Below are 24,330 nucleotides of genomic sequence, written 5' to 3' on the forward strand. Positions count from 1 at the left end.
CGGCCCCCCCGTGCGGTCGGTCGGACCCACGGTCGTGGGCCCGCGTCGCCGGCCCACCACCGCGTGGTGCGGGAGGGCGTCGCGCTCTCCGTCGTGCCCAACGCGTCCGGGGGCCCGGGGTTACGGGTCGGCACAGGTGCTGCTCGGGTTCGCGTGCCAGCACGGAGCGCCCGGGGTGGGTCAGAGGGTGGTGACGAAGTCCGCCAGCTGGGCCGCCGTCCGGCACTCGACCATCGGGATCACCTCGCCGTAGCGGTCGGCGGCCGAGTCGCCGCTGCCCCACATCCGCCGCGGCTCGGGGTTCAGCCAGTAGGCCGAGCGGGACCGCCGCACCAGGTCCGCGAGGGCGGGCAACCCCGGCTGCCGGTAGTTGGTGCGCCCGTCGCCGAGCACCAGCAGCGACGTCTTGGGGCCCACGGCCGCCGGCCACCGCTCGGCGAAGACCTCCAGCGCGTTGCCGTAGTCGCTGTGCCCGTCGAAGGAGACGACGTCGGCCTCCCGGCCGATCCGGGCGATCGCGTCGACCACGTCCACGCCGGGTGAGAAGAAGCGGGTGACCTCGTCGGTGGAGTCCACGAAGGCGAAGGCGCGCACACCGGTGAAGTGCTCGCGCAGCGCCTGGGTGAGCATGAGCGTGAAGTGGCTGAACCCGGCCACCGAGCCGCTGATGTCGCAGAGCACGACCAGCTCGGGCTTGTGCACCGCCCGCGGCCGGTGGTGGGTCACCACGGGCACACCGCCGGTGGCCAGCGAGGCCCGGACGGTCGTGCGGAAGTCCAGCCGGCCCTCCCGGCCCAGCCGGCGCTTGGCGGCCAGCCGGGAGGCGAGCCGGCGCGCCAGCGGGGCGACCGAGCGGCGCAGCTCGGCCAGGTCGGCGGTCTGCGCGCGCAGGAAGTCGACCTGGTCGGCCAGCGGCTTCACCGCGGTCTTCGCCACCTTGTCCCGGCCCCGCTCGGCGGCGGTGCGCCGGCGCACCTCGGCCTCCACGGCCGCCCGGAACGCCGCCAGCCGCTCCTTGATCGCCTGCCGCGCCACCTGCTCGGCCAGCCCGCCGCGCTCGGCGTCCCCGAGCAGGCCGGCCAGCAGCTGGGCCACCAGGGTGTCCGGGGACAGGGCGCGCAGCACGCGGTAGGCGAAGAACGACTGGCCGGTCGGCGACGGCTGGCCCTGCCCGAGCTGGTCCACGGCCAGCCGGGCGAACCGGCGCAGTGCCTCCTCGTCGCCGTCCAGCAGCAGGTCGAGCAGCTCGTCGCGCAGCTGCCGGGCCAGCTCCGCGGGGTCCGGGGCCTCGCCCGGTGCGCCGTCGGCCTCGCCGTCGCCGTCGACTCCCGCGTCCGGCTCGGCCGCCACCGCCGGGCGGTCGGTCAGCGGCCACCAGAGGTCGAACAGCACGTCGTAGGCGGGGCGCTGCGCGGCGCGGGTGAGCAGCACCGCGGCCAGGGCGTGCCGCAGCTGCTCCCGCTCCAGCAGGTCCACGACGGTGAGCACCTCGGCGGCGTCGACGGCTGCGCTGATCCCGACCGGGATGCCGGTCGCGCGCACCGCCCGCACGAAACCGTCCAGGTGCGCGGGCAGCCCGCCGGTGGTGGTGGTCATCGCCGCGCCCCGTCCTCAGTTGAGCCGGAGCTCGGCGGCGGCCCGGGTCTGGTCGCTGGTGTGCTTGAGCACCACACCGAGCGTGGCCCGCACCGCCGAGGAGTCCAGCGTGTCGAAGCCCAGCGCCAGCAGGGTCTCGGCCCAGTCCAGGGTCTCCGAGATCGACGGCGACTTCTTCAGCTCCAGCGCCCGCAGCGCCCGGATGGTCCTGACCAGCTGGTCGGCCAGCGCCGGGGCCAACTCGGGCACCCGGGACAGCACGATCTCCCGCTCCCGCTCGGCGCTGGGGTAGTCCAGGGCCAGGTAGAGGCAGCGGCGCTTGAGCGCCTCGGACAGCTCGCGGGTCGCGTTGGAGGTGAGCAGCACCAGCGGGCGGCGGGTCGCGGCGATGGTGCCGAGCTCCGGGATGGTGACCTGGAAGTCGCTGAGCACCTCCAGCAGCAGACCCTCGACCTCGACGTCGGCCTTGTCGGTCTCGTCGATCAGCAGCACCGTGGGCTCCGAGCGCCGGATCGCGGTGAGCAGCGGCCGCGACATCAGGAACTCCTCGCTGAAGATGTCGTCGTGCACGCTGTCCCAGTCGGCGCCGTCCCCGGGGGTGCCGCTGCCGGACTGCGCGGCCTGGATGCGCAGCAGCTGCTTCTTGTAGTTCCACTCGTACAGCGCCCGCGCCTCGTCCAGGCCCTCGTAGCACTGCAGCCGGATCAGCTCCGAGCCGGTGGCCGTGGCCAGCGCCTTCGCCAGCTCGGTCTTGCCGACACCCGCCGGGCCCTCCACCAGCAGCGGCTTGCCGAGCCGGTCGGCCAGGAAGACCGTGGTGGCGATCTGCTCGTCGGGCAGGTAGCCCGCCGCCGACAGCCGCGCGGTGACGTCCGCGACCGAGGCGAACTGGGCGGGCTGGGTGATCGGGCGCGGCACGGTGGCTCCAGTCGGTGGGTGGGGGGCGCGGGTCAGGTGGTGGACGCCCCAGCAGACCACGTCACGACCGCACGTGCCCAGCCCCGGTCACCACGTAGGTGGTGGAGGTGAGCTCCGGCAGCCCGAGCGGGCCCCGGGCGTGCAGCTTCTGGGTGGAGATGCCGATCTCGGCGCCGAAGCCGAACTCGCCGCCGTCGGTGAACCGGGTCGAGGCGTTGACCAGCACGGCGGCCGCGTCGACCCCGGCGGTGAAGTCGGCGATCGCTCGCGCCGAGTCGGCCACCACGGCCTCGCTGTGCCCGCTGCCCCAGGTGCGGATGTGCTCCAGCGCCTGGTCCAGGTCGTCGACCACCCGCACCGCCATGTCCATCGCCAGGTACTCGGTGGCCCAGTCCTCGTCGGTGGCCGGCAGCACACCGGGGACGGCGGCCCGGGCGGCGGCGTCGCCGTGCAGGGTGACGCCGGCGTCGGTGAGCGCGGTGAGCAGCCGCGGCAGGAACGCGACGTCGCGGTGCACCAGCAGCGTCTCGGCCGAGTTGCACACGCTGACCCGGTGCGTCTTGGAGTTGAGCACCACCGCCTCGGCCATCGCGGCGTCGGCGGAGGCGTCGACGTACACGTGGCAGTTGCCCACGCCGGTCTCGATCACCGGCACCCGCGCCTCGGTCACCACCCGCTGGATCAGCGAGGCACCGCCCCGGGGGATGACCACGTCGACCAGGCCGCGGGCCCGCAGCAGCTCGGCGACCGAGGCCCGGTCGGCCGACAGCAGCGCGATGGACCCGGCCGGCAGCCCGGCCTTCTCCCCCGCCTCGCCCAGCACCGCCACCAGCGCGGTGTTCGTGCCGTGCGCGGACGCCGAGCCGCGCAGCAGCGCCGCGTTGCCGCTCTTGACGCACAGCCCGGCGGCGTCGACGGTCACGTTCGGCCGGGCCTCGTAGACCATGCCGACGACGCCGAGGGGCACCCGCACCTGGCGCAGCGTCAGACCGTTGGGCAGCGTCGACCCGCGGACGACGTCACCCACCGGGTCCGGCAGCGCCACCAGGGCGCGCAGCGCGTCGGCCACGCCGGCCAGCCGGGCCTCGTCCAGGCGCAACCGGTCCACCATGGCGGCCGGGGTGCCGGCGGCGGTGGCGGCCGCGACGTCGGCGGCGTTGGCGGCGAGCACCTCGGCGGCCCGCTCCCCCAGCGCGTCGGCCATGGCGAGCAGGGCGGCGTCCTTGGCCGCGGTGGGCAGGGTGCGCAGCACCCGGGCGGCCTCGCGGGCACGCAGCGCGGGCGCGCCGATCAGCGGGAAGTCAGCGGTGTCGACCACCAGCCGAGGATAGGCGTACCGCGCCCGGTTCAGCTGTCGCGCAGGGCGCGGAGGGCCCGCTTGCGGGCCTCCCCGGTGAGCCGGTCGATGAAGACCGAGCCCGCGAGGTGGTCGACCTCGTGCTGCAGGCAGCGGGCCAGCAGCCCGGACCCGCGCAGGGTCAGCGGCTCACCGTGCACGTCGAAGCCCTCGGCCACGCAGTGCATCGCCCGCACCGTCGGGGCGTACAGCCCGGGGATGGACAGGCAGCCCTCGTCGCCGTCCTGCACCTCCTCCGACCGCTCGGTGATCGCCGGGTTGACCAGGTGCCCGATCACGCCGTCCACGTTGTAGGAGAAGACGCGGGCGCTGACCCCGATCTGCGGTGCGGCCACGCCGGCGCGCCCGGGCAGCGTGACGGTCTCCTCGAGGTCGCGCACCAGGGCGGCGAGCTCCCGGTCGAAGGACCGGACGTCCTCGGCGGGGGTGCGCAGGACGGGGTCGCCGAGCAGGCGGATGGGACGGACGGCCACGGGCCCAGTGTCTCAGGAGGCGGGGCGCCGGCCGACGAGGACCATCTCGTCGCGGTGCACGACCTCGCGGCGGTGCTCCGGGTCCAGGTCGGCGGTCTTGCGGCCCAGCAGTGCCGGCAGCTCGCGGGCGTCGTAGGCCACCAGCCCGCGCGCCACCACGACGCCGTCCGGTCCGACGAGGTCCACCGGGTCGTCGGCCAGGAACTCCCCGCTGACCCCGGTGACGCCGGCGGCCAGCAGCGAGGCCCCCCGCTCCCGCACCGCGGCGACCGCACCGGCGTCCAGCCGGACCTCACCGCGCGGGCGGCTGGCGTAGCGCAGCCAGAACTGCCGGGCCGAGGGACGGCGTCCGCGCACCGCGAACAGCGTGCCCACCGGCTCGCCGGCCAGCGCCGCCCCGGCCTGCTCGGCCGAGGTGACCACCACGGGCACCCCGGCGTGCGCGGCGATCATCGCGGCCTCCACCTTGGTGGCCATCCCGCCGGTGCCGACGCCGTTGCGGGACGCCGAGCCCAGCACGACGTGGGCCAGGTCGTCGGCGCCGTGCACGGTGTCGATCCGCTGCGCCGGGCCGACCCGCGGGTCGCCGTCGTAGACGCCGTCCACGTCGGACAGCAGCACCAGCGCGTCGGCGACGGCGACGTGCGCGACCAGCGCGGCGAGCCGGTCGTTGTCGCCGAACCGGATCTCCTCGGTGGCCACGGTGTCGTTCTCGTTCACGATCGGCAGCACGCCCAGGGCCAGCAGCCGCTCCACGGTCTGCCGGGCGTTGCGGTAGTGGCTGCGCCGGGTGAGGTCGTCGGCGGTGAGCAGCACCTGGCCGACGGTCACCCCGTGCCCGGCGAAGGCGTCGGCGTAGGTCTGCACCAGCCGCAGCTGGCCGACGCTGGCCGCGGCCTGCGCCGTCGCCAGGTCCCGCGGCTTGCCGGACAGCGCCAGTGGCGCCAGCCCGGCGGCGATCGCGCCGGAGGACACCAGCACGACCTCGCGGCCGCCGGCCCGCAGCGCACCCAGGACGTCGACCAGGGCCTGCAGCCGCTCGACGTCGAGCCCGTCGGCCAGGGTGGTGAGCGAGGAGGAGCCCACCTTCACCACGACGCGGCGCGCGCCGGCGATCTCCGGGCGCACCCCGCTCACCCCGCGGCGCCCAGCACCACACCCCCGCCAAGATGGCCATCTTGGCGGGGGGTTCGTGTCGATCGTGGCGCGGACCGGCGGCCGGCGGTCACGAGCGGTCGCCCTCGAGCGCGGCCCGCTGCTCGTCGTCCAGCTCGTCGGGGTCCAGGGCCTCCACCGGCCAGTCCTCGGCCACGCCGACCTCGTAGGGCACGCGGCGGGCCTTCTTGGCGGCCAGCCGCTCGTCGGCCCGCATGCGCGAGGGGCTGTCGAGCCGGGAGTCGCTGCCGCGGCCACCGAGCGACATGCTCTCCTCCGCGGTGAGCGTCCCGGCCGGCAGGCTGGGCTCCCAGTCGAAGGTGACGTCGCCGACCGTGATCGCGTCACCGGGCACCGCTCCGGCCTTGGCCAGGGCGTCCTCCACGCCGAGCCGGTTGAGCCGGTCGGCGAGGTAGCCGACGGCCTCGTCGTTGGTGAAGTCGGTCTGCCGCACCCAGCGGTCGGGCTTGACGCCACGGACCACCCAGCCGCCGGTGCGCGGGTCGGCCTCGACGGTGAAGCCGCCGTCGTCGACCGCCCGGGGGGTGAGCGTGATCCGCACCGGCTCCATCTCGGGCAGCTCGGCGCGGTGCCGCTCGACCGCGCTCGCCAGGGCGAAGCCGAGGGCGTCCAGGCCCTCGCGGGTGGCGACGCTGATCGGGAACACCAGCAGGCCGCGGTCCTCCAGCGTCGTGCGCACCAGGTCGACGAGCTCGCGGGCGTCCGGCACGTCGATCTTGTTCAGCACGGCGATCCGCAGCCGGCCGACGAGGTCCAGCTCGTCGCCGCCGTACTCGCGCAGCTCGTGCTCCAGCGCGGCGATGTCGCTCTCCGGGTCGCGCCCGGGCTCGATCGTCGCCATGTCGACCACGTGCACCAGCACGGCGCAGCGCTCGACGTGGCGGAGGAACTGCAGTCCCAGGCCCTTGCCGGTCGAGGCACCGGGGATGAGCCCCGGGACGTCGGCCATGGTGTAGGTGACGTCGCCGGAGCGGACCACGCCCAGCTGCGGGACGAGCGTGGTGAACGGGTAGTCGGCGATCTTCGGCCGGGCCGCGGACATGGCCGCCACCAGCGAGGACTTCCCGGCGGACGGGTAGCCCACCAGGCCGACGTCGGCGATGCTCTTGAGCTCCAGGACGGCGTCGACGGCCTCGCCGGGCTCGCCGAGCAGCGCGAAGCCGGGCGCCTTGCGCCGGGAGTTGGCCAGCGCGGCGTTGCCGAGCCCGCCGCGGCCACCGTGGGCGAGCACCACCCGGGTGCCGGCGCCCATCATGTCGGCGACGACCTCCCCGCCGACGGAGACCACGGTGCCGGGCGGGACCCGCAGCACGCGGTCCTCGCCCCGGCCGCCGTTCTTGAAGTCGCCGGCGGCCTGCTTGCCGTTGCCGGCCTTCTGGTGCGGCGAGTGGTGGAAGTCCAGCAGGGTGTGCACGTTGGGGTCGACCTCGAGGACGACGTCACCGCCGTCACCGCCGTTGCCCCCGTCGGGCCCGCCGAGCGGTTTGAACTTCTCGCGGTGGACCGAGCTGACACCGTGGGACCCGTTGCCCGCGGACACGTGGACCGTGACGCGGTCGACGAAAGCGGCCATGATCGCCGCCCTTCCTGTACTACGACTGCTGCGAATGGAAACGCCGGTGGCGGCGCCGGGTCGACGCCGCCACCGGCGACAGTGCTGATGCTGCTGGAGCGGCCCGTCAACAGGGCGACCCGGGACCCGTCCGCACGAGGACGGGTCCCCGTCAGACGGAGACCGGGACCTGCGCGGCGACCGGGGTGATGGTGACCTCGCGGCGCCCGCGGCGGAACCCGAAGGTCACCGCGCCGGGGAGCAGCGCGAACAGCGTGTCGTCCTTGCCGCGGCCGACGCCGAGACCCGGGTGGAAGTGGGTGCCGCGCTGGCGGACGATGATCTCGCCTGCCTTGACGACCTGGCCACCGAAGCGCTTGACGCCGAGGCGCTGGGCGTTCGAGTCGCGACCGTTGCGGGAGGACGATGCGCCCTTCTTGTGTGCCATGTCGTCAGCCCTTCGTGGAGATGTCGGTGACCCGGACGTCGGTCAGCGGCTGACGGTGCCCCTGCCGCTTGTGGTACCCGGTCTTGTTCTTGAACTTGTGGATCTTGATCTTCGGGCCCTTGCCGTGGCCGACGATCTCACCGGTCACGGTGACGGCGGCCAGGGCCGCGGCGTCGGTGGTGACGGTGTCCCCGTCGACCAGGAGCACGACGGGCAGGGCGACGGTGTCACCGGGCTCGCCTGCTCCGCGGTTGATGGTGAACGTGTCACCGACGACCACCTTGTGCTGCTTGCCACCGGACTTGACGACTGCGTACACCACTGACTCCTCGATCGGTTCTCGTGTCCTGCGCGCACGACCAGGTGCTCGGACCCGGGTGCTGGACGGCTGCGTCGCATCGTCGAGGGACACCCAGTGGTGCCCGGCCCGTGGCGATGCAGCCTGTCGAGCGTACCCGAGGCCCTGCGGCCCGGTCGAACCGCGGTGCTGTGGGGTCGAACTCCCGCCGGCCGGCCGTCGGGGCAGGCCGGGCGGGCCCCTGCCTGCCCCGCCGCGCGCCGGCGCGTCGGGACGGGCAGGGGTGCCTGCTCAGGCCGGCGGCCCGGCGGGACGGGATGCGGCGCGGCGCCGACGGGGGCGGGCCTGAGGTGCCGCGACCTCCACCGCGGGCTCCACCGCGGGCTCCACCGGCCCGGCGGCCGCCGGGCGCTCCGACGCCTCGGCCGCGGGGTCGACGGCGGGCTCCCGGGGCTCGGGACCGGACGGCGTCGTCCCGTCCTGGACCTCGCCCTGGACATCGCCCTGGACATCGCGCTGGACCTCGCCCTGGACGTCGGCCAGCCGGATCTCGGTGACGTAGGCGTCGGTGGCGTGCACCGGTGCCGGCACCTCGGTGACCTCCGGCTCGCCGGAGCCCTCGACCACCTCGGCCACGACCAGCTCCACGACCTCGGGCTCCCCGACGGGCGTCCCGGTCCCCTCGACCGGCGCGACCGCGTCCGGCACGTCGCCCTGGGGCCCCGGCACGGTCACGGCGTCGTCGACTACGGACGTGCCGGTGGCCGATGCGTCCGCGGCGGGCGCGTCGTCGACTGCCGTGTCGGCGGCCTGCGTGTCGGCGGCCTGGGTGTCGGCGGCAGCGTCGTCGCCGGTGGAGTCGACCGCGGTGTCGACCAGCTCCACGTCGTCCCCGAGGGTGGCGACGACCGCGGCGTCCTCGGCCGCCCGGGCCTCGCCGGACTGGCCGCGGTTGCGCCGGCCACGGCTGCGCCGGCTCCCGCTGCGGGGGATCTCCTCCACGACCTCCGCCTCGGTGCCGGCGTTCTCGGCGACGGCGACGACGTCCCCGGCCCCGGCCCCGTCACGGCCACGTTCCTGCCCACGCTGGCGGCCGTTCTGCTCGCCACCGCGACCGGGGCCGGGCAGGGCCGGGCCCGACCCACTGCCACCCGAGCCACTGCCACCCGTGCCGTTGCCACCCGAGCCGTTGCCACCGGGACCGTTGCCGCTCGAGCGGCGACCGGGCTCCACCGGGTCGAGGTGCACGAGCACGCCGCGCCCGCGGCAGTGCTCGCAGGGCTCGGAGAAGACCTCGAGCAGGCCCTGGCCCACGCGCTTGCGGGTCATCTGCACCAGGCCCAGCGAGGTGACCTCGGCGACCTGGTGCTTGGTCCGGTCCCGGCCCAGGCACTCGGTCAGCCGCCGCAGCACCAGGTCGCGGTTGCTCTCCAGCACCATGTCGATGAAGTCGATGACGATGATCCCGCCGATGTCGCGCAGCCGCAGCTGGCGGACGATCTCCTCGGCGGCCTCGATGTTGTTGCGGGTGACGGTCTGCTCGAGGTTGCCGCCAGAGCCGACGAACTTGCCGGTGTTGACGTCGACGACCGTCATGGCCTCGGTGCGGTCGATCACCAGCGAGCCACCCGAGGGCAGGTAGACCTTGCGGTCCAGTGCCTTCATCAGCTGCTCGTCGACCCGCAGGTCACGGAACACGTCGCCGGTGCCGGTGTAGCGCTGCAGCCGGGGCGACAGCTCCGGGGACACGTGCCCGAGGTACTGCTCGACGGTGTCGTACGCGTCGGCGCCCTGCACGACCAGGCGCTTGAAGTCCTCGTTGAAGACGTCGCGGATGACCCGGATGGCCAGGTCCGGCTCGCCGTACAGCAGGGCCGGGGCCTGGCTGCTGGACTCGGCCTTCTTCTGGATGACGTCCCACTGCGCCTGCAGCCGGGCCACGTCGCGGGTGAGCTCCTCCTCCGAGGCGCCCTCCGCCGCGGTCCGGATGATCACGCCGGCGTCCTCGGGGACGATCTTCTTCAGGATGTCCTTGAGCCGCTGGCGCTCGTTGTCGGGCAGCTTGCGGCTGATCCCGGTCATCGAGCCGCCGGGCACGTACACCAGGAAGCGGCCCGGCAGGTTGATCTGCTGGGTCAGCCGCGCGCCCTTGTGCCCGATCGGGTCCTTGGTGACCTGGCAGAGGATCTTGTCCCCGGAGGAGAACGCCTGCTCGATCGACCGGGACTTGCCGGTCAGCCCGGCCGCCTCCCAGTTCACCTCACCGGCATAGACCACCGCGTTGCGGCCCTTGCCGATGTCGACGAACGCCGCCTCCATGCTGGGCAGCACGTTCTGCACCCGGCCCAGGTACACGTTGCCGGCGAACGAGGTGGCCTGCGCCTGGGTGACGTAGTGCTCGACCAGGACGTCGTCCTCGAGCACGGCGATCTGGGTGCGGTCGCCCTGCTGGCGGATGACCATCGCCCGGTCCACGGCCTCGCGCCGGGCGAGGAACTCGGACTCGGACAGGATCGGGGCGCGACGGCGGCCGGTGTCCCGCCCGTCCCGGCGGCGCTGGCGCTTGGCCTCCAGCCGCGTGGACCCGGCGATCCCCCGGACGACGTCGTCCTCGCTGGTGCGGCCACCGCGGCCGGCGCGCTCGGGGCGCTCCTCGGTCTCCTCGACGGCGTCCTCGGTGGCGGTGCCGCTGCTCTCACCCCGGCGGCGACGGCGACGGCGACGGCGCGTGCTGGAGGCGGTCTCCGGCTCGTCGGCGTCAGCGGCGTCCCCGGTCTCGGGTGCCTCGTCGTCGGGCTCGCCGGCGGCCTGCTCGCCGGTGCGCGCGTCGTCGTCGGTGTCGTCCTCGCCGGCGTCCTCACCGGTGCGGCCACGACCGCGTCCACGACGGCCGCGACGGCGCCGGCGGCTGGTGCCACCGGCGTTGTCCTCGTCGTCGCCGGCCTCGTCGGGGTCCTCGGTGGTCTCGGCGTCCTCCGACCGGTCCGAGGACGGCTCGTCGGCACCGTCGTCGACGACGGGGGTCTCGTCGGTCTCGTCCGCGACGGCGTCGGGGTCGATCGCGCGCCGGCGGGAGCGGCTGCGCCGGGGGGCCGGCCGGACCGGCTCCGGCGTCTCGTCCTGGACGTCGTCGACGTCCGGCTGGGCGGTCTCCCGCTCCTCCTCGCGGGCGGCGGCCGCACGGGCCGCTGCCGCCCCGCGGCCGCGGCGGGGTGCCCAGCGGGCGCCCTCCGGCGGGCCCTCGACCTCGGCGTCGGGCCGGCCGGCGGGCTCCACCACGGGCTCGGCCGGCTCGGCCGGGGTCTCGGCGGCGGTGCGGCGGCTGCGCCGGCGCGGGGCGACCGGCGCCTCCGCGGGCACCTCGGCCGGCGCCACGAAGGTGATGAAGGCGGGCAGCGTGGGTGCCGCGGAGGGAGCCGGCTCGACCGAGTCGGGGTCGGCGGCGAGCGCGGGACGGGTCGCGCGCCGGCGGGGGCGCGCGGTCACCGTGGTGGGCTCGGGCGAGCTGAACTGGGCACCGAAGCGGGGCGCGGCCGGCTCGCTGACAGCAGAGCGGACCGGGATCGCCGCCGCGGCGAGGGTCTCCTCGTCCGCGGTCAGCACCGTCGGGCCGGGGGCGGCCTCCCCTGCCGGCTCGGGCTCCGGCTCGGTCGGCGCCTCGGGCTCGCCGGGCGCGTCCTCGGCGGACGGCAGTCCGGTGTCGGCGGGGTCCTCACCCTCCAGGGGCGCGACGACCGCGTCCTGGGCCGGGCCGTCGGACGCCGGGTCCTCATCGGCGGTGGGGGTGCTGTCGTTGTCCTGGTCGGCCACTGAGGGCTCGCCTCCTCATGGCTCCCGGGCGCCGATCACGAGGACTGGCGGCCGCGCAGGAGCACGGTAGGGCGGGACGGGCGCACCGCACGGGTGCGGTGGGTCTGCCCGGCCCGCGAAGTCTGGGTGCGGCTACCGGCCGGTCGTGGTGCACAGACCGGAGCCGTGGTGCCGTTCGCGGTGGTGCCGTGGTGCTGTCGTGCAGAGCGTGTGTGGAGCGGTGGTGCAGAGCTGTGCGATGCGGGGCATCGGCGCGTCACGACTGGCAGTCGTGGTGCTCGACGTCGCGGGCCACCCGGCTCCGCCCGTGTCAGGCCGGGGTGCGCTCCCCCTGGCAGTGGGCGCGTACCTCTCGGTCCGGGTCGAGCGGATCGGCCACGTTCCCGGAACCGTCGAGCCGGCCTTGCGCCTCACGCACGGCCCGGGGGGGCAACGGCGGGTGCAGGTCGGCGACGGCCGCCAGGGCGGCCAACACGTCGTCGGGTCGTACGGTCGGCGTGAGCTGACGTACCACCAGCTGCAGTATGGCACAACCTGCTCCCCCGGCGACCTCGGCGCTGACCACGGCGGCCCGGGCGTCGACGTCGCGGGTGCCGTCCTTGGTGCGCTTGGTGACCATCACGGCGTCGGCGGCGAGGAACGCCTCGACCGCCGCGCGGACGTCGTCCACCGGGGTGTCCACGAGCTCGACCCGCCAGCGGGAGGAGTCGATCCGCTCGGCCAGCGAACCGGTCCCCGCCTGCGCCTCCACGCAGTCGAGCACGTCGATGCCGGGGGGCAGGGACTCGTCGAGGGCGACGCGCACCGCGTCCGGGTCGCAGCGCCGGGACACGCCGATCTCCAGGTACTCCGCCTCGCTGGCGGTGCCGGTGGGGGCGGCCCCGATGTAGGAGATCTTGGGGTGCGGGCTGAAGCCGGCGGAGAACGCCATCGGCACCTGGGCCCGGCGCAGCGCCCGTTCCAGGGCGCGCGCCAGGTCCCGGTGCGAGGCGAACCGCAGCCGGCCGCGCTTGGCGTAGCGGATGCGCAGCTTCTGCACGGTCGGCGGCGGCGGCGGGCCCTCCGGCTGCCGGGCCACCCCTAGCTCCGGACCGGTGTCAGCGGGATGAGGCTGCGTCCGGTGGGCCCGATCTGGATCTCGGTGCCCATGGTCGGGCAGACGCCGCAGTCGTAGCAGGGGGTCCACCGGCAGTCGGCGACCTCCTCCTCCGAGAGGGCCTCCTGCCAGTCGTCCCAGAGCCACTCCTTGTCCAGGCCGGACTCCAGGTGGTCCCAGGGCAGCACCTCGTGCTGGCCGCGCTCCCGGGTGGTGTACCAGTCGAGGTCGAGGCCGAAGGGGCGCAGCTCCTCGGCCGCGGCCGCAGTCCAGCGCTCGTAGGAGAAGTGCTCGCTCCAGCCGTCGAAGCGACCCCCCTCACGCCACACCCGCTCGATGACCCGGCCGACGCGGCGGTCGCCGCGAGACAGCAGGCCCTCGATCATGCCGGGCTTGCCGTCGTGGTACCGCAGCCCGATGGAGCGCCCGATCCGCCGGTCGGCGTTGATCGCCGCGCGCAGCAGCCGCAGCCGGTGGTCGATGGTCTCCGCGCTGGCCTGGCTCGCCCACTGGAACGGCGTGTGCGGCTTGGGCACGAAGCCCCCGATGGAGACGGTGCAGCGCACGTCCTTGGTGCCGCTGGCCTCCCGGCCGGCGCGGATCACCTCGACCGCGAGCTCGGCGATCTCCAGCACGTCCTCGTCTGTCTCGGTGGGCAGACCGCACATGAAGTAGAGCTTCACCTGGCGCCAGCCGTTGGCGTAGGCGGTGGTGACCGTGCGGACGAGGTCCTCCTTGGACACCGTCTTGTTGATCACCCGCCGGATGCGCTCGCTGCCGCCCTCCGGGGCGAAGGTCAGCCCGGACCGGCGGCCGTTGCGGGAGAACTCGTTCGCCAGCGTCACGTTGAAGGCGTCCACCCGGGTGCTCGGCAGGCTCAGGCCGGTGTTGGTGCCCTCGTAGCGGTCGGCGAGCTCGGTGGCCAGCTGGCCGATCTCGGAGTGGTCGGCGCTGCTCAGCGACAGCAGCCCGACCTCCTCGTACCCGGTCGCCTTGAGGCCGGCGTCGACCATCGAGCCGATGCCGGTGATGGTGCGCTCGCGCACCGGGCGGGTGATCATCCCGGCCTGGCAGAAGCGGCAGCCGCGGGTGCAGCCGCGGAAGATCTCCACGCTCATCCGCTCGTGCACGCTCTCGGCCAGCGGCACCAGCGGCTGCTTGGGGTAGGGCCACTCGTCGAGGTCCATCACGGTGCGCTTGGCGACCGTCGCCGGCGCGTCCCCGGACGGCGTGACCGAGGCGATCGTGCCGTCCTCGGCGTAGGCGACCGCGTAGAACCGGGGCACGTAGACGCCCTCGACCCGGGCCAGCCGGGCGAGCAGCTCGACCCGGCCACCGGGCCGGCCCTGGCGCTTCCAGGCGGCGACGACGTCGGTGATGTCCCCGACGACCTGCTCGCCGTCGCCGAGCACGGCGCAGTCGACGAAGTCGGCGATCGGCTCGGGGTTGAAGGCCGCGTGCCCACCGGCGACGACGACCGGGTGCGTCTCGTCCCGGTCCACCGCGTGCAGCGGGATGCCGGCGAGGTCGAGCGCCTCGAGCATGTTGGTGTAGCCGAGCTCGGTGGCGAAGCTGATCCCGAGCACGTCGAACGCCCGCACCGGCCGGTGCCCGTCGACGGTGAACTGGCCGACGCCGGCCTCGCGCATGAGGGCGGCGAGGTCGGGCCACACGGCGTAGGTGCGCTCGGCGAGGGCGTCGGGCCGCTCGTTGAGGACCTCGTACAGGATCATCAGGCCCTGGTTGGGCAGGCCCACCTCGTAGGCGTCGGGGTACATGAGCGCCCAGTGCACCTCGGCGTCGTCCCAGTCCGTGAGCTGGGCGTTCAGCTCACCGCCGACGTACTGGATCGGCTTCTGGACCTGGGCGAGCAGCGGTTCGAGGCGGGGGTACAGGGACTCGACCGTCATGTCGCCCAGGGTAGCCGCCCCCCTCGCAGGCCCCCGCCCCCTCGCAGGTCCCACCGTGGGCCTGCGAGGGGGTCCTGCCCTAGAGGTTCGGGAAGAAGAGCGCGATCTCGCGGGCGGCGGACTCCGGGGAGTCCGAGCCGTGCACGATGTTCTCGCCGACCTCGAGGGCGAGGTCGCCGCGGATGGTGCCCGGGGCGGCCTTGACCGGGTCGGTGGCGCCGGCCAGGGCACGGAAGGCCTCGATGGCCCGCGGGCCCTCGACGACCAGGGCGAGCAGCGGGCCGCCGGTGATGAACTCGACCAGGCCGGCGAAGAACGGCTTGCCCTGGTGCTCGGCGTAGTGGGTCTCGGCGACCTCGGCGGTCAGGGTGCGCAGCTCGGCGGCGACCAGGCGCAGGCCCTTGGCCTCCAGGCGGGAGACGACCTCACCGACCAGGCCGCGGGCGACGCCGTCGGGCTTGACGAGGACGAGGGAGCGTTCAGCAGTGGCGGACACGGTCGGTCAGCCTACGCACGCCCGGACGTGTCAACCGGGGTTGACAGACGTCGTCGTGTCAACCATGGTTGACGCATGGCGACACCGACGCACGACGTCACGGCGGCCGCGGCCGCCGACGACCCGGCGGTCGGCCTCCGGGCGGTCCGCGCGCTGCGGGAGCTGGCCGAGCGGCTGGAGGTGCTCCAGGTGGCCAGCGCCCGGCGGCGCGGCTGGTCCTGGCAGCAGATCGCCGACGCCCTCGGGGTCACCCGGCAGGCCGCGCACAAGAAGCACGCCCACGGCAGGAAGGACGACTGAGGTGTTCGAGCGCTTCACCGACGAGGCCAAGCAGGCCGTCGTCTCCGCCCAGCAGCAGGCCCGCGACCTCCGGGCGGACCGGATCGAGCCGGTGCACCTGCTGCTCGCCCTGGCCGCCGTCCCCGGCCCGGGACGCGAGGCCATCGAGGCCGCGGGCCTGGACCACCACCGACTCCGGACGGCGGCCGAGCGCAGCGGCACCGCGCTGGACGCCGACGCGCTGGCCGCCCTGGGCATCGACCTGGACCAGGTGCGAGCCGCCACCGAGGCCACCTTCGGACCCGGCGCCCTGGACGGCGGGGCCGCCCCGCGCGGGCACCTGCGCTTCACCGCGGGCAGCAAGAAGGCGCTGGAGCTGTCGCTGCGGCTGGCGATGCGGCGACCCGGCCGGCGCGTGATCGACTCCGGCTGCCTGCTGCACGGCGTGCTGTCGCTGGCCGACCCGGTGGTGGTGCGGGTGCTGCACCAGCTGGACGGCGACCCCGACGTCCTGCGGGCCAGGATCGAGCCGGACGTGGCCTGAGCGGGCTCAGCCGGCCGGCGGGGTGGCGGGCGGGGTGGTCGGCGGCACAGTGCCGAACGTCGTCCCGATGAGCTGCTTGCGCACCTGCAGCAGGTAGTACCAGAGCGCCAGGAACAGCACGCCGACGAACCACATGGCCGACGCCAGCAGGCCGGTGAGCAGCAGCGGGACCTGGAGCGCGGTGCCGATGAGCAGCCCCTGCGGGCGGCGCATCACCCCGCTGGACAGGATGAGCACCGCGGCCAGCGCCAGCAGCAGGGTCAGCCGCACGCCACCGAGGCCCTGCTCGGTCTGCGCAATCGCCCGGGGCACGAAGAGCACGGCCAGGCCCTCCAGGAACAGCAGGGCCGCGGCCGCGCCGTTCAGCGCCCGGCCGGCGCGGACCGGGTCCGGTGCGGTCACCGGCGTCGCCCGGTCAGCAGCGTGCGGGCCTCCCCCGCGGTGATCACGCTGCCGGTGACCAGCACCCCGGAGCCACCGAGGGCGTCGTCCGGGCCGGCCTCGGCCAGCTCGATCGCCGACTCCAGCGCCTCGGCCAGCTGCGGGTGCACGCTGACCCGGTCCGCACCGAACACGTCGACGGCGAGCGCGCCCAGCTCGTCGGCCGGCATCGCCCGCGGCGAGCTGTTCTGGGTGACCACCAGGTCGGCGCAGAGTCCCTCCAGCGCGGTCAGCATGCCGGTGACGTCCTTGCCGGTGACGCAGCCGACGACCCCGACCACCCGGGTCAGGTCGAAGGACTCCCGCACCGCCTCGACGGTGGCGGCCATGCCGGCGGGGTTGTGCGCGGCGTCGACCAGGACGGTGGGCGAGGTGCGCACCCGCTCCAGCCGACCCGGGGAGCGGACCGCGGCGAACGCGTCGCGCACGACCTCCATCGCCACGGTGCCGGTGGCGGCACCGGCACCCAGGAAGGCCTCCACCGCGGCCAGCGCGGTGGCGGCGTTCTGCGCCTGGTGCGCCCCGAAAAGCGGAAGGTAGACCTCCTCGTACTCCCCGCCCAGGCCCTGCAGCCGCAGCTGCTGCCCGCCCACGGCCACCCGCCGCTCCAGGACGCCGAACTCGGTGCCCTCCCGCGCCACGGTGGCCTCGACCTCGACCACCCGGCGCAGCAGCGAGTCCATCGCCCCGGCCGGCTGGTGGGACAGCACCGCGACCGAGCCGGGCTTGATGATCCCGGCCTTCTCGGCGGCGATCGTGGCGACGTCCGGCCCCAGGTACTCGGCGTGGTCCAGGGCGACCGGGGTGATCACCGCAACCCGGGCGTCGGCCACGTTGGTGGCGTCCCACCTGCCGCCCATGCCCACCTCGACGACGGCGACGTCGACCGGCGCGTCGGCGAAGAACGCGAACGACAGCGCCACCATCACCTCGAAGAACGACATCGGCACGTCGTTGGCGGCGTCCACCAGGTCCACGTACGGGGCGACGTCGGTGTAGGCGGCGAGGAAGCGCTCCTCGCTGATCGGCTGGCCGTCCAGCACGATCCGCTCCCGCATCGACGTCAGGTGCGGGCTGGTGAACCGGCCGACCCGCAGGCCGAAGCCGCGCAGCAGCTCGTCGATCATCCGCGCCGTCGTCGTCTTGCCGTTGGTGCCGGTCACCTGGACGACGGGGGCCGCGCGCTCGGGCGAGCCCAGCAGGTCCAGCAGCGCGGCGATGCGGGTCAGCGACGGCTCGAGCCGGGTCTCCGGCCAGCGCCCGAGCAGCGCCGCCTCGACCTGCGCGGCGGTGCGCGGGGCGTGCGGGGCGGCGGCGGGGCGCCCGTCCGGAGGGGAGGTGCTCACCGCCCCAGGATGCCAGTGGGCTGCGGCCGGGCACTCCGGGGTTCGGTCGGGGAGTTCGGTCGGAGGCGGGGTTCCTAGGATGGCGGGCATGCCTCCCCACACCCTCACCCCGGACAGCACCCCCCCGGCCGCCGGTGTGGACGTACCCGAGAAGCCGACGCTGGACGGCATCGAGGAGAAGTGGACCGCGCGCTGGGCCGAGGTCGACCCGTACGCCTTCGACCGCGCCGCCGCGCTCACCGCCCCGCGCGAGCAGGTGTACTCGATCGACACCCCGCCGCCCACGGCCAGCGGCTCACTGCACGTGGGGCACGTGTTCAGCTACACGCACACCGACATCGTGGCCCGCTACCAGCGGATGCTCGGCAAGCACGTCTTCTACCCGATGGGCTGGGACGACAACGGCCTGCCGACCGAGCGCCGGGTGCAGAACTACTACGGCGTGCGCTGCGACCCCTCGCTGCCCTACGACGAGGGCTTCCAGCCGCCGGAGAAGCCCGGCAAGGACCAGCTGCCGATCTCCCGGCGCAACTTCGTGGAACTGTGCGAGCAGCTGACCGCGGTCGACGAGGCGGCGTTCGAGGAGCTGTGGCGCCGGGTCGGGCTGTCGGTGGACTGGTCGAACGTCTACCGCACGATCTCGGCGTCGTCCCGGGCGACCGCGCAGCGGATGTTCCTGCACAACCTGGCCCGCGGTGAGGCGTACGCGCAGGAGGCGCCCACCCTCTGGGACGTCACCTTCCGCACCGCCGTGGCCCAGGCCGAGCTGGAGGACCGGGAGCGCCCGGGCGCCTACCACCGCATCTCCTTCCACGGTCCTGCCGGCCCGGTGTTCATCGAGACCACCCGGCCCGAGCTGCTGCCGGCCTGCGTGGCCCTGGTCGCACACCCCGACGACGAGCGGTACCAGCCGCTGTTCGGCAGCACCGTGCGCACGCCGCTGTTCGACGTCGAGGTGCCCGTGGTGGCGCACCGGCTGGCCGAGCCGGACAAGGGCTCCGGCATCGCGATGATCTGCACCTTCGGCGACCTCAACGACGTGACGTGGTGGCGGGAGCTGCAGCTGCCCACCCGGGCGATCGTGGGCTGGGACGGCCGCGTGCTGGCCGACCCGCCGGCGGGTGTGCCGGCCGGGCCGTACGCGGAACTGGCCGGCAAGACCGCGTTCAGCGCTCAGCAGCGCATCGTGGAGATGCTGCGCGAGTCCGGTGACCTGGACGGCGACCCGCGGCCGATCACCCACCAGGTGAAGTTCTTCGAGAAGGGCGAGCGCCCGCTGGAGATCGTCACCACCCGGCAGTGGTACATCCGCAACGGCGGCCGGGACGCCGACACCCGGGCGGCGCTGGTGGCCCGCGGCCGGGAGATCCACTGGGTGCCCGAGCACATGCGGCACCGCTACGAGAACTGGGTGGAGGGCCTCAACGGCGACTGGCTGATCAGCCGGCAGCGCTTCTTCGGGGTGCCCTTCCCGGTCTGGTACCCGCTCGACGAGGCCGGCGAGCCGGTGTTCGACCAGCCGATTCTGGCGCCCGAGGAGTCACTGCCGGTCGACCCCTCCTCCGACGTGCCGGCGGGCTACACCGAGGAGCAGCGGGGCGTGCCGGGCGGCTTCGCGGCCGACCCGGACGTGATGGACACCTGGGCGACGTCGTCGCTGTCGCCGCAGGTGGCCTCGGGCTGGGACACCGACCCGGAGCTGTTCGCCCACGTGTTCCCGATGGACCTGCGCCCCCAGGCCCACGACATCATCCGCACCTGGCTGTTCTCCACCGTGGTGCGCTCGCACTACGAGTTCGGCGCCGTGCCGTGGTCGCACGCCGCGATCTCCGGCTTCGTCGTCGACCCGGACCGCAAGAAGATGAGCAAGTCCAAGGGCAACGCGACGACGCCGATCGACGTGCTGGAGAAGTACGGCACCGACGCGGTGCGCTGGCGGGCCGCCGGTGCCCGCCCGGGCGCGGACTCGCCCTTCGACGAGGCGCAGATGAAGGTCGGCCGGCGGCTGGCGATCAAGCTGCTGAACGTGGGCAAGTTCGTGCTGGGGCTGGGCGCCTCGGCGTCGTCGTCGGCGGACCTGGTGACCGAGCCGCTGGACCAGGCGCTGCTGGCCCGGCTGGGCGTGGTGGTGGCCGAGGCGACCGCCGCGCTGGACGCCTACAACTACACCCGGGCCCTGGAGGTGACCGAGGCCTTCTTCTGGCAGTTCTGCGACGACCACGTGGAGCTGGTCAAGACCCGGGCCTACGGGTCGGACGAGGCCGCGGCGTCCGCGCAGGCCGCGCTGGCCCTGGCGCTGTCGGTGCAGCTGCGGCTGTTCGCCCCGGTGCTGCCGTTCGTCACCGAGGAGGTGTGGAGCTGGTGGCAGACCGGCTCGGTGCACCGCGCCCCGTGGCCGGTGGCCGGTGAGCTGCCGTCCGGTGGCGACCCGGCGGTGCTGCTGGCCGCCGCCGAGACGCTGGCCGCGGTCCGCAAGGCGAAGTCCGAGGCCCAGGTGTCGATGCGGGCCGACGTCGCCACCGCCACCGTGCACGCCCCGGCCGACCGGGTGCCCCTGGTCGAGGCGGCCCGTGTCGACCTGGAGAACGCCGGCCGGATCGCGACGCTGTCCGTCGTCCCGGGTGACGGCCCGTTGACCGTGGACGTCGAGCTCGCCGAGACCCCGCCCGACGCCTGACCGCCCGGCCGCGGCCCGTGCCGGCGGACCGGCTGCCGCTCCCGCCCCGTGCCGGGGGCGTCGCGCCGGGACGCCGGTCGGTTCGGGAGTCGGGCCAGTGGCCCGTGGTCGGCCAGGAGTGCCCCGCGCCTGGCCGATGGCGGGCCACTGCCACGGGTGGTGGCCGACGAGTGGTGGCCGGGTGTGCGGCCGTCGGGTCAGCGCCTGCGCTGGTGCGTCACCTGATCCCCTCTGGGTCCGCAGCAGTGGCCCCTGGCCGGCCAGGAGCGCCCCGCGCCTGGCCGGCGTGGGGCCAGTGCCGGCGGGTGGAGGCCAGCGAGTGCGGCTACCGAGGGCAGTGCCTGCCTGGAGCGTCACCTGATCCCCGCTCGCTCCGCGGCAGTGGCCCCCTGTGAGCCAGGAACGCCCCGCGCCTGGCCGTCGGCGGGCCACCGCCGGTGGAAGGTCACTGGCGATGCGACTACCGGGCACTGGCTGGCGCCGGGCCTCGTCACGAGATCTCAGCTGGGTCATCGGCATTGGCCCGCGGCGGGCCAGTAGCGCCCGATCTCTGGCCGACGGCGGGCCAGTGCTGGTGAGGCGAGCGCCGCATGTCGACGGGTGAGCGCCAGGGGCGCCGGGCGCGCCGACCGCCCCGTGGCGGGATCCTGGCCTCAGCCCGCTCCGGAGTCGGCAGCAGTGACCCGTGGTCGGCCGGAAGTGACCCGCTCGTGGCTGTTGGCGGGCCACTGCCGGTGCTGGTCGCCGGCGAGCGAGAGGCTGCGCGGGGCAGCGGAGCGGGGCAACGCAAGTCGGCGGCGTAGGTCGGCGGCGTAGGGCGCTCGGGTCGGGCGCGATCGAGGTGACCCGGTCGTCGCGGGGGCATCTGCCCTCGGCCGGCCAGATGCGTCACCGGAGCGGCTGCGGGACGGTCCCTGCCTCCGGTTGTCCACAGGTTGCTGGGCCGTCCCCCACGAGGTGGGCCTGAGGGTCAGGGTGTGGGCGTGCATGACGTCTCAGCTCTCGTCCGCCCGCGCGGGGCAGTGCGCACTGCCGAGCTCACCGATGTGACCAGCCCGCGCAGCGTCGGACGGTGGCTGGCCGCTGGGGAGCTGGTGCGACTGCACCCGGGTTGGGTCACCGTCCCGGACCTGGCCGCGGACTGGCAGGTGCGTGCTCGGGCCGCTGTCGGTTACACCGCGGGCCTGCTCAGTCACGGCACCGCACTGACCGCCCACGGCCTGCGCCCACCGGACGCGGCCCCGCTGCACGTCACGGTCGCCCCGAGCAGGCGGGTCCGCTCGGGGCCCGGTCTCGTCGTGCACCGGACCGTCCGGCCGCCACGGGGACTGCTCGTCCAGGGCCTGCCCACCACGCCCGTCGAGCGGGCACTCGTCGAGGCGTGGGGCGCTGCCTGCTCGGCCGGGCGACTCCCCCGCGAGGTGGACGACGTACGGGCGGCGCTCCTGGAGGCGACGCGCGACCGCTACGCCCACGTAGCGCTCATCGAGGAAGAGTGGACGGCGCGTCCGGAGCTGCCGGGCCGCGCCGAGCTGGGCGTCCTGCTCGGCCTGGTGCGGCGCGGGTGCCAGAGCCCACTGGAGCTGTACGGCGTGGTGCACGTGTTCGACCGGCTGACGGTCCCGGCGCCCCGGCAGCAGGTGCCGGTGGACGTGGGCGGACGGCGGTACGTGCTCGACGCCGCATGGGAGGACGTGAAGCTGGCCGTCGAGCTGGACGGCGCCGCGTTCCACGGCAGCCGTGAGCAGCGGGAGCGGGACCTGCGCCGCGACGCGGGGCTGGCGGCCGCAGGTTGGTTGGTCATCCGCTTCAGCCACCACCGGCTCACCACGGAGCCGGACGCGTGCCGCGCCGAGATCGAGGCCGCCTGGCGCGCTCGCCGTCACCTGCTCGGCTGACCAGCTTCCCGTGGCCTGCCACGATCACCCCGACCCTGTGACCACTCCTGGCCACCGCCCGCAAACCCGTCCGCGCGGTCCCGCCGGTCCACCCACGAGAGCACTGGCCCACCACCGGCCACGACCGCGACGGTCTTGGCCTCTCTCGGGCCACTGCTCAGGAACGGTCCGCCGACCTCGCCCGCCGACCCAGTGGAGCATCGGCCCGCCACCGGCCACGACCAGCCCAATACTGGCCGCTCGTGGGCCAACCGCTCGGGAAACGCACACCCACCCCGCGCGAGCCCAGCCCCGGGGGAGCATCGGCCTGCCACCGGCCACCAATCGCCCGCGCGTGGCCGATCCCGGGCCACTGACCCGGACGCGCGGACGCCCACCGGCCCCGAGGGGCGCGGCGGGCGTCTGCGTCAGCCCCTGGGGGCCGCGGGTCCGGCGTCAGGCGCTCTTCTCGCGACGCTCGCGGGCCGGCTTGCGGGGCACCAGGGTCGGGGCGACGTGCTCGAGGACGACGTCCCGGGTGATGACGACGCTGGCGACGTCCTCACGGCTGGGCACGTCGTACATCACCGACTGGAGCACCTCCTCCATGATGGCGCGGAGCCCGCGGGCACCGGTGCCACGGAGGATGGCCTGGTCGGCGATGGCCTCCAGGGCGTCGCTCTCGAACTCCAGTTCCACCCCGTCGAGCTCGAAGAGCCGGCGGTACTGGCGCACCAGGGCGTTCTTCGGCTCGGTGAGGATGTTGATCAGCGCCTCGCGGTCCAGCTTCTGCACGCTGGTGATCACCGGGAGCCGGCCGATGAACTCGGGGATCATGCCGAACTTCAGCAGGTCTTCCGGCATGACCTCGGCGAAGGCGTTGGCCTCCTGGATCTCGGCCTTGCCGCGCACCTCGGCACCGAAGCCGATGCCCTGCTTGCCGATGCGCTGCTCGATGACCTGGTCCAGGCCGGCGAAGGCGCCGCCCACGATGAACAGCACGTTGGTGGTGTCGATCTGGATGAACTCCTGGTGCGGGTGCTTGCGGCCACCCTGCGGCGGCACCGAGGCGGTGGTGCCCTCGAGGATCTTCAGCAGGGCCTGCTGCACGCCCTCGCCGGAGACGTCCCGGGTGATCGACGGGTTCTCGCTCTTCCGGGCGATCTTGTCGACCTCGTCGATGTAGATGATGCCGGTCTCGGCCCGCTTGACGTCGTAGTCGGCGGCCTGGATCAGCTTCAGCAGGATGTTCTCGACGTCCTCACCGACGTAGCCGGCCTCGGTGAGCGCGGTGGCGTCGGCGATGGCGAACGGCACGTTGAGCATCCGGGCCAGGGTCTGCGCCAGGTGCGTCTTGCCGCAGCCGGTGGGGCCCATGAGCAGGATGTTCGACTTGGCGAGCTCGACGCCCTCGTCGCGGCTGCCACGCTCGGCGGCACCGGACTGGATGCGCTTGTAGTGGTTGTAGACGGCGACCGCGAGCGTGCGCTTGGCCTTGTCCTGGCCGATCACGTACTGCTCGAGGAAGTCGTGGATCTCCTTCGGCTTCGGCAGCTCATCGAACTTGAGATCGGAGGACTCGGAGAGCTCCTCCTCGATGATCTCGTTGCACAGGTCGATGCACTCGTCGCAGATGTAGACCCCTGGCCCAGCGATGAGCTTCTTGACCTGCTTCTGGCTCTTCCCGCAGAACGAGCACTTGAGCAGGTCACCGCTCTCACCGATACGTGCCACCTGGCTGACCTCCACCTCGGATCGGGCTGCTGCGTGGTGCAGGCCCGCTGTGCTCTCGTCCTCACCCCGCGTGTGCCGTCCGCCATGTGGGCGCCGGCTGCGTCCCCCACCTCTGACGGTGCGGGGGTCGGGCGTCCGTCGAACGTACCGGCCCCCACCGACGCTTCCGGGCAGTGACGCACCCTCGCGCGGCGGTCATTTCGGGTCGTTCCGGTCCGTCTGGCGACGGCCCGTGGTCATGCGGTGACGGTACGGGCCAGAGGGGCTCTGGTGCACCCCCCTGGCCCGCTGCCCCCCGCGGA

19 protein-coding genes are annotated in these 24,330 nt (G+C 74.3%); 4 read left to right on the top strand and 15 right to left on the bottom strand.

The genetic code is table 11. The features are described from left to right. Positions 1 to 180: 180 nt before the first annotated feature. The 12 genes from G1H19_RS06685 to ndk form a co-directional block, all read right to left on the bottom strand. Complete coding sequence (locus G1H19_RS06685; protein WP_152728431.1) at positions 181 to 1,596, bottom strand: vWA domain-containing protein; 1,416 nt, start codon at positions 1,594 to 1,596, stop codon at positions 181 to 183. A gap of 15 nt (positions 1,597 to 1,611) precedes the next feature. Beyond that, entirely contained in the window at positions 1,612 to 2,514 is a 903-nt protein-coding gene (locus G1H19_RS06690) for an AAA family ATPase (RefSeq protein WP_162392638.1), read from the bottom strand. Positions 2,515 to 2,575: 61 nt separating this feature from the next. Then, on the bottom strand, positions 2,576 to 3,832 hold the full coding sequence (locus tag G1H19_RS06695; RefSeq protein ID WP_162392639.1) for a glutamate-5-semialdehyde dehydrogenase: 1,257 nt from the start codon (positions 3,830 to 3,832) through the stop codon (positions 2,576 to 2,578). Positions 3,833 to 3,861: 29 nt separating this feature from the next. Then, positions 3,862 to 4,344: a peptide deformylase gene (gene def / locus G1H19_RS06700; protein WP_162392640.1), complete on the bottom strand. Its 483-nt coding sequence runs from the start codon at positions 4,342 to 4,344 to the stop codon at positions 3,862 to 3,864. Positions 4,345 to 4,356: 12 nt separating this feature from the next. Then, positions 4,357 to 5,481, bottom strand: coding sequence for a glutamate 5-kinase (gene proB, locus G1H19_RS06705; protein WP_202925843.1), 1,125 nt, complete (start codon positions 5,479 to 5,481; stop codon positions 4,357 to 4,359). Positions 5,482 to 5,569: 88 nt separating this feature from the next. Then, complete coding sequence (gene obgE, locus G1H19_RS06710; protein ID WP_152728427.1) at positions 5,570 to 7,093, bottom strand: GTPase ObgE; 1,524 nt, start codon at positions 7,091 to 7,093, stop codon at positions 5,570 to 5,572. A 151-nt stretch (positions 7,094 to 7,244) separates the two neighbouring features. Next, the gene (gene rpmA, locus G1H19_RS06715; RefSeq protein ID WP_152728425.1) at positions 7,245 to 7,520 is read right to left on the bottom strand and encodes a 50S ribosomal protein L27; all 276 of its coding nucleotides are present in this window, start codon (positions 7,518 to 7,520) and stop codon (positions 7,245 to 7,247) included. 4 nt (positions 7,521 to 7,524) lie between these two features. Continuing rightward, complete coding sequence (gene rplU / locus G1H19_RS24430) at positions 7,525 to 7,839, bottom strand: 50S ribosomal protein L21 (RefSeq protein WP_162392641.1); 315 nt, start codon at positions 7,837 to 7,839, stop codon at positions 7,525 to 7,527. Positions 7,840 to 8,109: 270 nt separating this feature from the next. Next, on the bottom strand, positions 8,110 to 11,628 hold the full coding sequence (locus G1H19_RS06725; protein ID WP_235928030.1) for an Rne/Rng family ribonuclease: 3,519 nt from the start codon (positions 11,626 to 11,628) through the stop codon (positions 8,110 to 8,112). 310 nt (positions 11,629 to 11,938) lie between these two features. Beyond that, on the bottom strand, positions 11,939 to 12,706 hold the full coding sequence (locus G1H19_RS06730) for a TIGR03936 family radical SAM-associated protein (protein ID WP_162392642.1): 768 nt from the start codon (positions 12,704 to 12,706) through the stop codon (positions 11,939 to 11,941). Positions 12,707 to 12,708: 2 nt separating this feature from the next. Next, positions 12,709 to 14,634 carry a TIGR03960 family B12-binding radical SAM protein gene (locus tag G1H19_RS06735; RefSeq protein WP_152728423.1) on the bottom strand — a complete coding sequence of 642 codons (1,926 nt, stop codon included), beginning with the start codon at positions 14,632 to 14,634 and terminating at the stop codon, positions 12,709 to 12,711. A gap of 79 nt (positions 14,635 to 14,713) precedes the next feature. Beyond that, positions 14,714 to 15,130: a nucleoside-diphosphate kinase gene (gene ndk, locus G1H19_RS06740; protein WP_162392643.1), complete on the bottom strand. Its 417-nt coding sequence runs from the start codon at positions 15,128 to 15,130 to the stop codon at positions 14,714 to 14,716. Positions 15,131 to 15,205: 75 nt separating this feature from the next. Here ndk and G1H19_RS06745 point away from each other — a divergent pair, with 75 nt between their 5' ends. Both G1H19_RS06745 and G1H19_RS06750 read left to right on the top strand, forming a co-directional pair. Beyond that, positions 15,206 to 15,430: a helix-turn-helix domain-containing protein gene (locus G1H19_RS06745; protein WP_152728421.1), complete on the top strand. Its 225-nt coding sequence runs from the start codon at positions 15,206 to 15,208 to the stop codon at positions 15,428 to 15,430. 1 nt (position 15,431) lies between these two features. Beyond that, positions 15,432 to 15,953 (top strand): Clp protease N-terminal domain-containing protein, encoded by a 522-nt coding sequence (locus tag G1H19_RS06750; protein WP_152728419.1) that lies wholly within the window; start codon positions 15,432 to 15,434, stop codon positions 15,951 to 15,953. A 6-nt stretch (positions 15,954 to 15,959) separates the two neighbouring features. Here the strand turns inward: G1H19_RS06750 and G1H19_RS06755 are convergent, their stop codons facing one another. Together G1H19_RS06755 and G1H19_RS06760 are read right to left on the bottom strand one after the other, a co-directional pair. Continuing rightward, positions 15,960 to 16,355 carry a DUF4233 domain-containing protein gene (locus tag G1H19_RS06755; RefSeq protein ID WP_162392644.1) on the bottom strand — a complete coding sequence of 132 codons (396 nt, stop codon included), beginning with the start codon at positions 16,353 to 16,355 and terminating at the stop codon, positions 15,960 to 15,962. Beyond that, positions 16,352 to 17,740, bottom strand: a complete 1,389-nt coding sequence (locus G1H19_RS06760; RefSeq protein ID WP_235928031.1) for a bifunctional folylpolyglutamate synthase/dihydrofolate synthase — start codon at positions 17,738 to 17,740, stop codon at positions 16,352 to 16,354. The genes G1H19_RS06755 and G1H19_RS06760 overlap by 4 nt, the downstream gene beginning before the upstream one ends. Positions 17,741 to 17,828: 88 nt before the next feature. On the opposite strand from G1H19_RS06760, the gene valS reads away from it, so the two are divergent. Together valS and G1H19_RS06770 are read left to right on the top strand one after the other, a co-directional pair. Further along, complete coding sequence (valS, locus tag G1H19_RS06765; RefSeq protein ID WP_152728415.1) at positions 17,829 to 20,417, top strand: valine--tRNA ligase; 2,589 nt, start codon at positions 17,829 to 17,831, stop codon at positions 20,415 to 20,417. Positions 20,418 to 21,463: 1,046 nt separating this feature from the next. Continuing rightward, complete coding sequence (locus G1H19_RS06770; RefSeq protein WP_162392645.1) at positions 21,464 to 22,315, top strand: DUF559 domain-containing protein; 852 nt, start codon at positions 21,464 to 21,466, stop codon at positions 22,313 to 22,315. A 435-nt stretch (positions 22,316 to 22,750) separates the two neighbouring features. On the opposite strand, the gene clpX is transcribed toward G1H19_RS06770, so the two are convergent. Next, on the bottom strand, positions 22,751 to 24,028 hold the full coding sequence (gene clpX, locus G1H19_RS06775; protein WP_162392646.1) for an ATP-dependent Clp protease ATP-binding subunit ClpX: 1,278 nt from the start codon (positions 24,026 to 24,028) through the stop codon (positions 22,751 to 22,753). Between the last annotated feature and the right edge of the window lie 302 nt (positions 24,029 to 24,330).

The organism is Goekera deserti, assembly GCF_010685995.1.
In the GTDB taxonomy this organism is placed as follows: domain Bacteria; phylum Actinomycetota; class Actinomycetes; order Mycobacteriales; family Geodermatophilaceae; genus Goekera; species Goekera deserti.

What these genes read in the sequence shown, in the direction of transcription:
- G1H19_RS06685 (WP_152728431.1), bottom strand. Translation starts at nt 1,596, where the DNA reads ATGACCACCACCACCGGCGGGCTGCCCGCGCACCTGGACGGTTTCGTG.
- obgE (WP_152728427.1), bottom strand. Translation starts at nt 7,093, where the DNA reads ATGGCCGCTTTCGTCGACCGCGTCACGGTCCACGTGTCCGCGGGCAAC.
- rpmA (WP_152728425.1), bottom strand. Translation starts at nt 7,520, where the DNA reads ATGGCACACAAGAAGGGCGCATCGTCCTCCCGCAACGGTCGCGACTCG.
- G1H19_RS06735 (WP_152728423.1), bottom strand. Translation starts at nt 14,634, where the DNA reads ATGACGGTCGAGTCCCTGTACCCCCGCCTCGAACCGCTGCTCGCCCAG.
- G1H19_RS06745 (WP_152728421.1), top strand. Translation starts at nt 15,206, where the DNA reads ATGGCGACACCGACGCACGACGTCACGGCGGCCGCGGCCGCCGACGAC.
- valS (WP_152728415.1), top strand. Translation starts at nt 17,829, where the DNA reads ATGCCTCCCCACACCCTCACCCCGGACAGCACCCCCCCGGCCGCCGGT.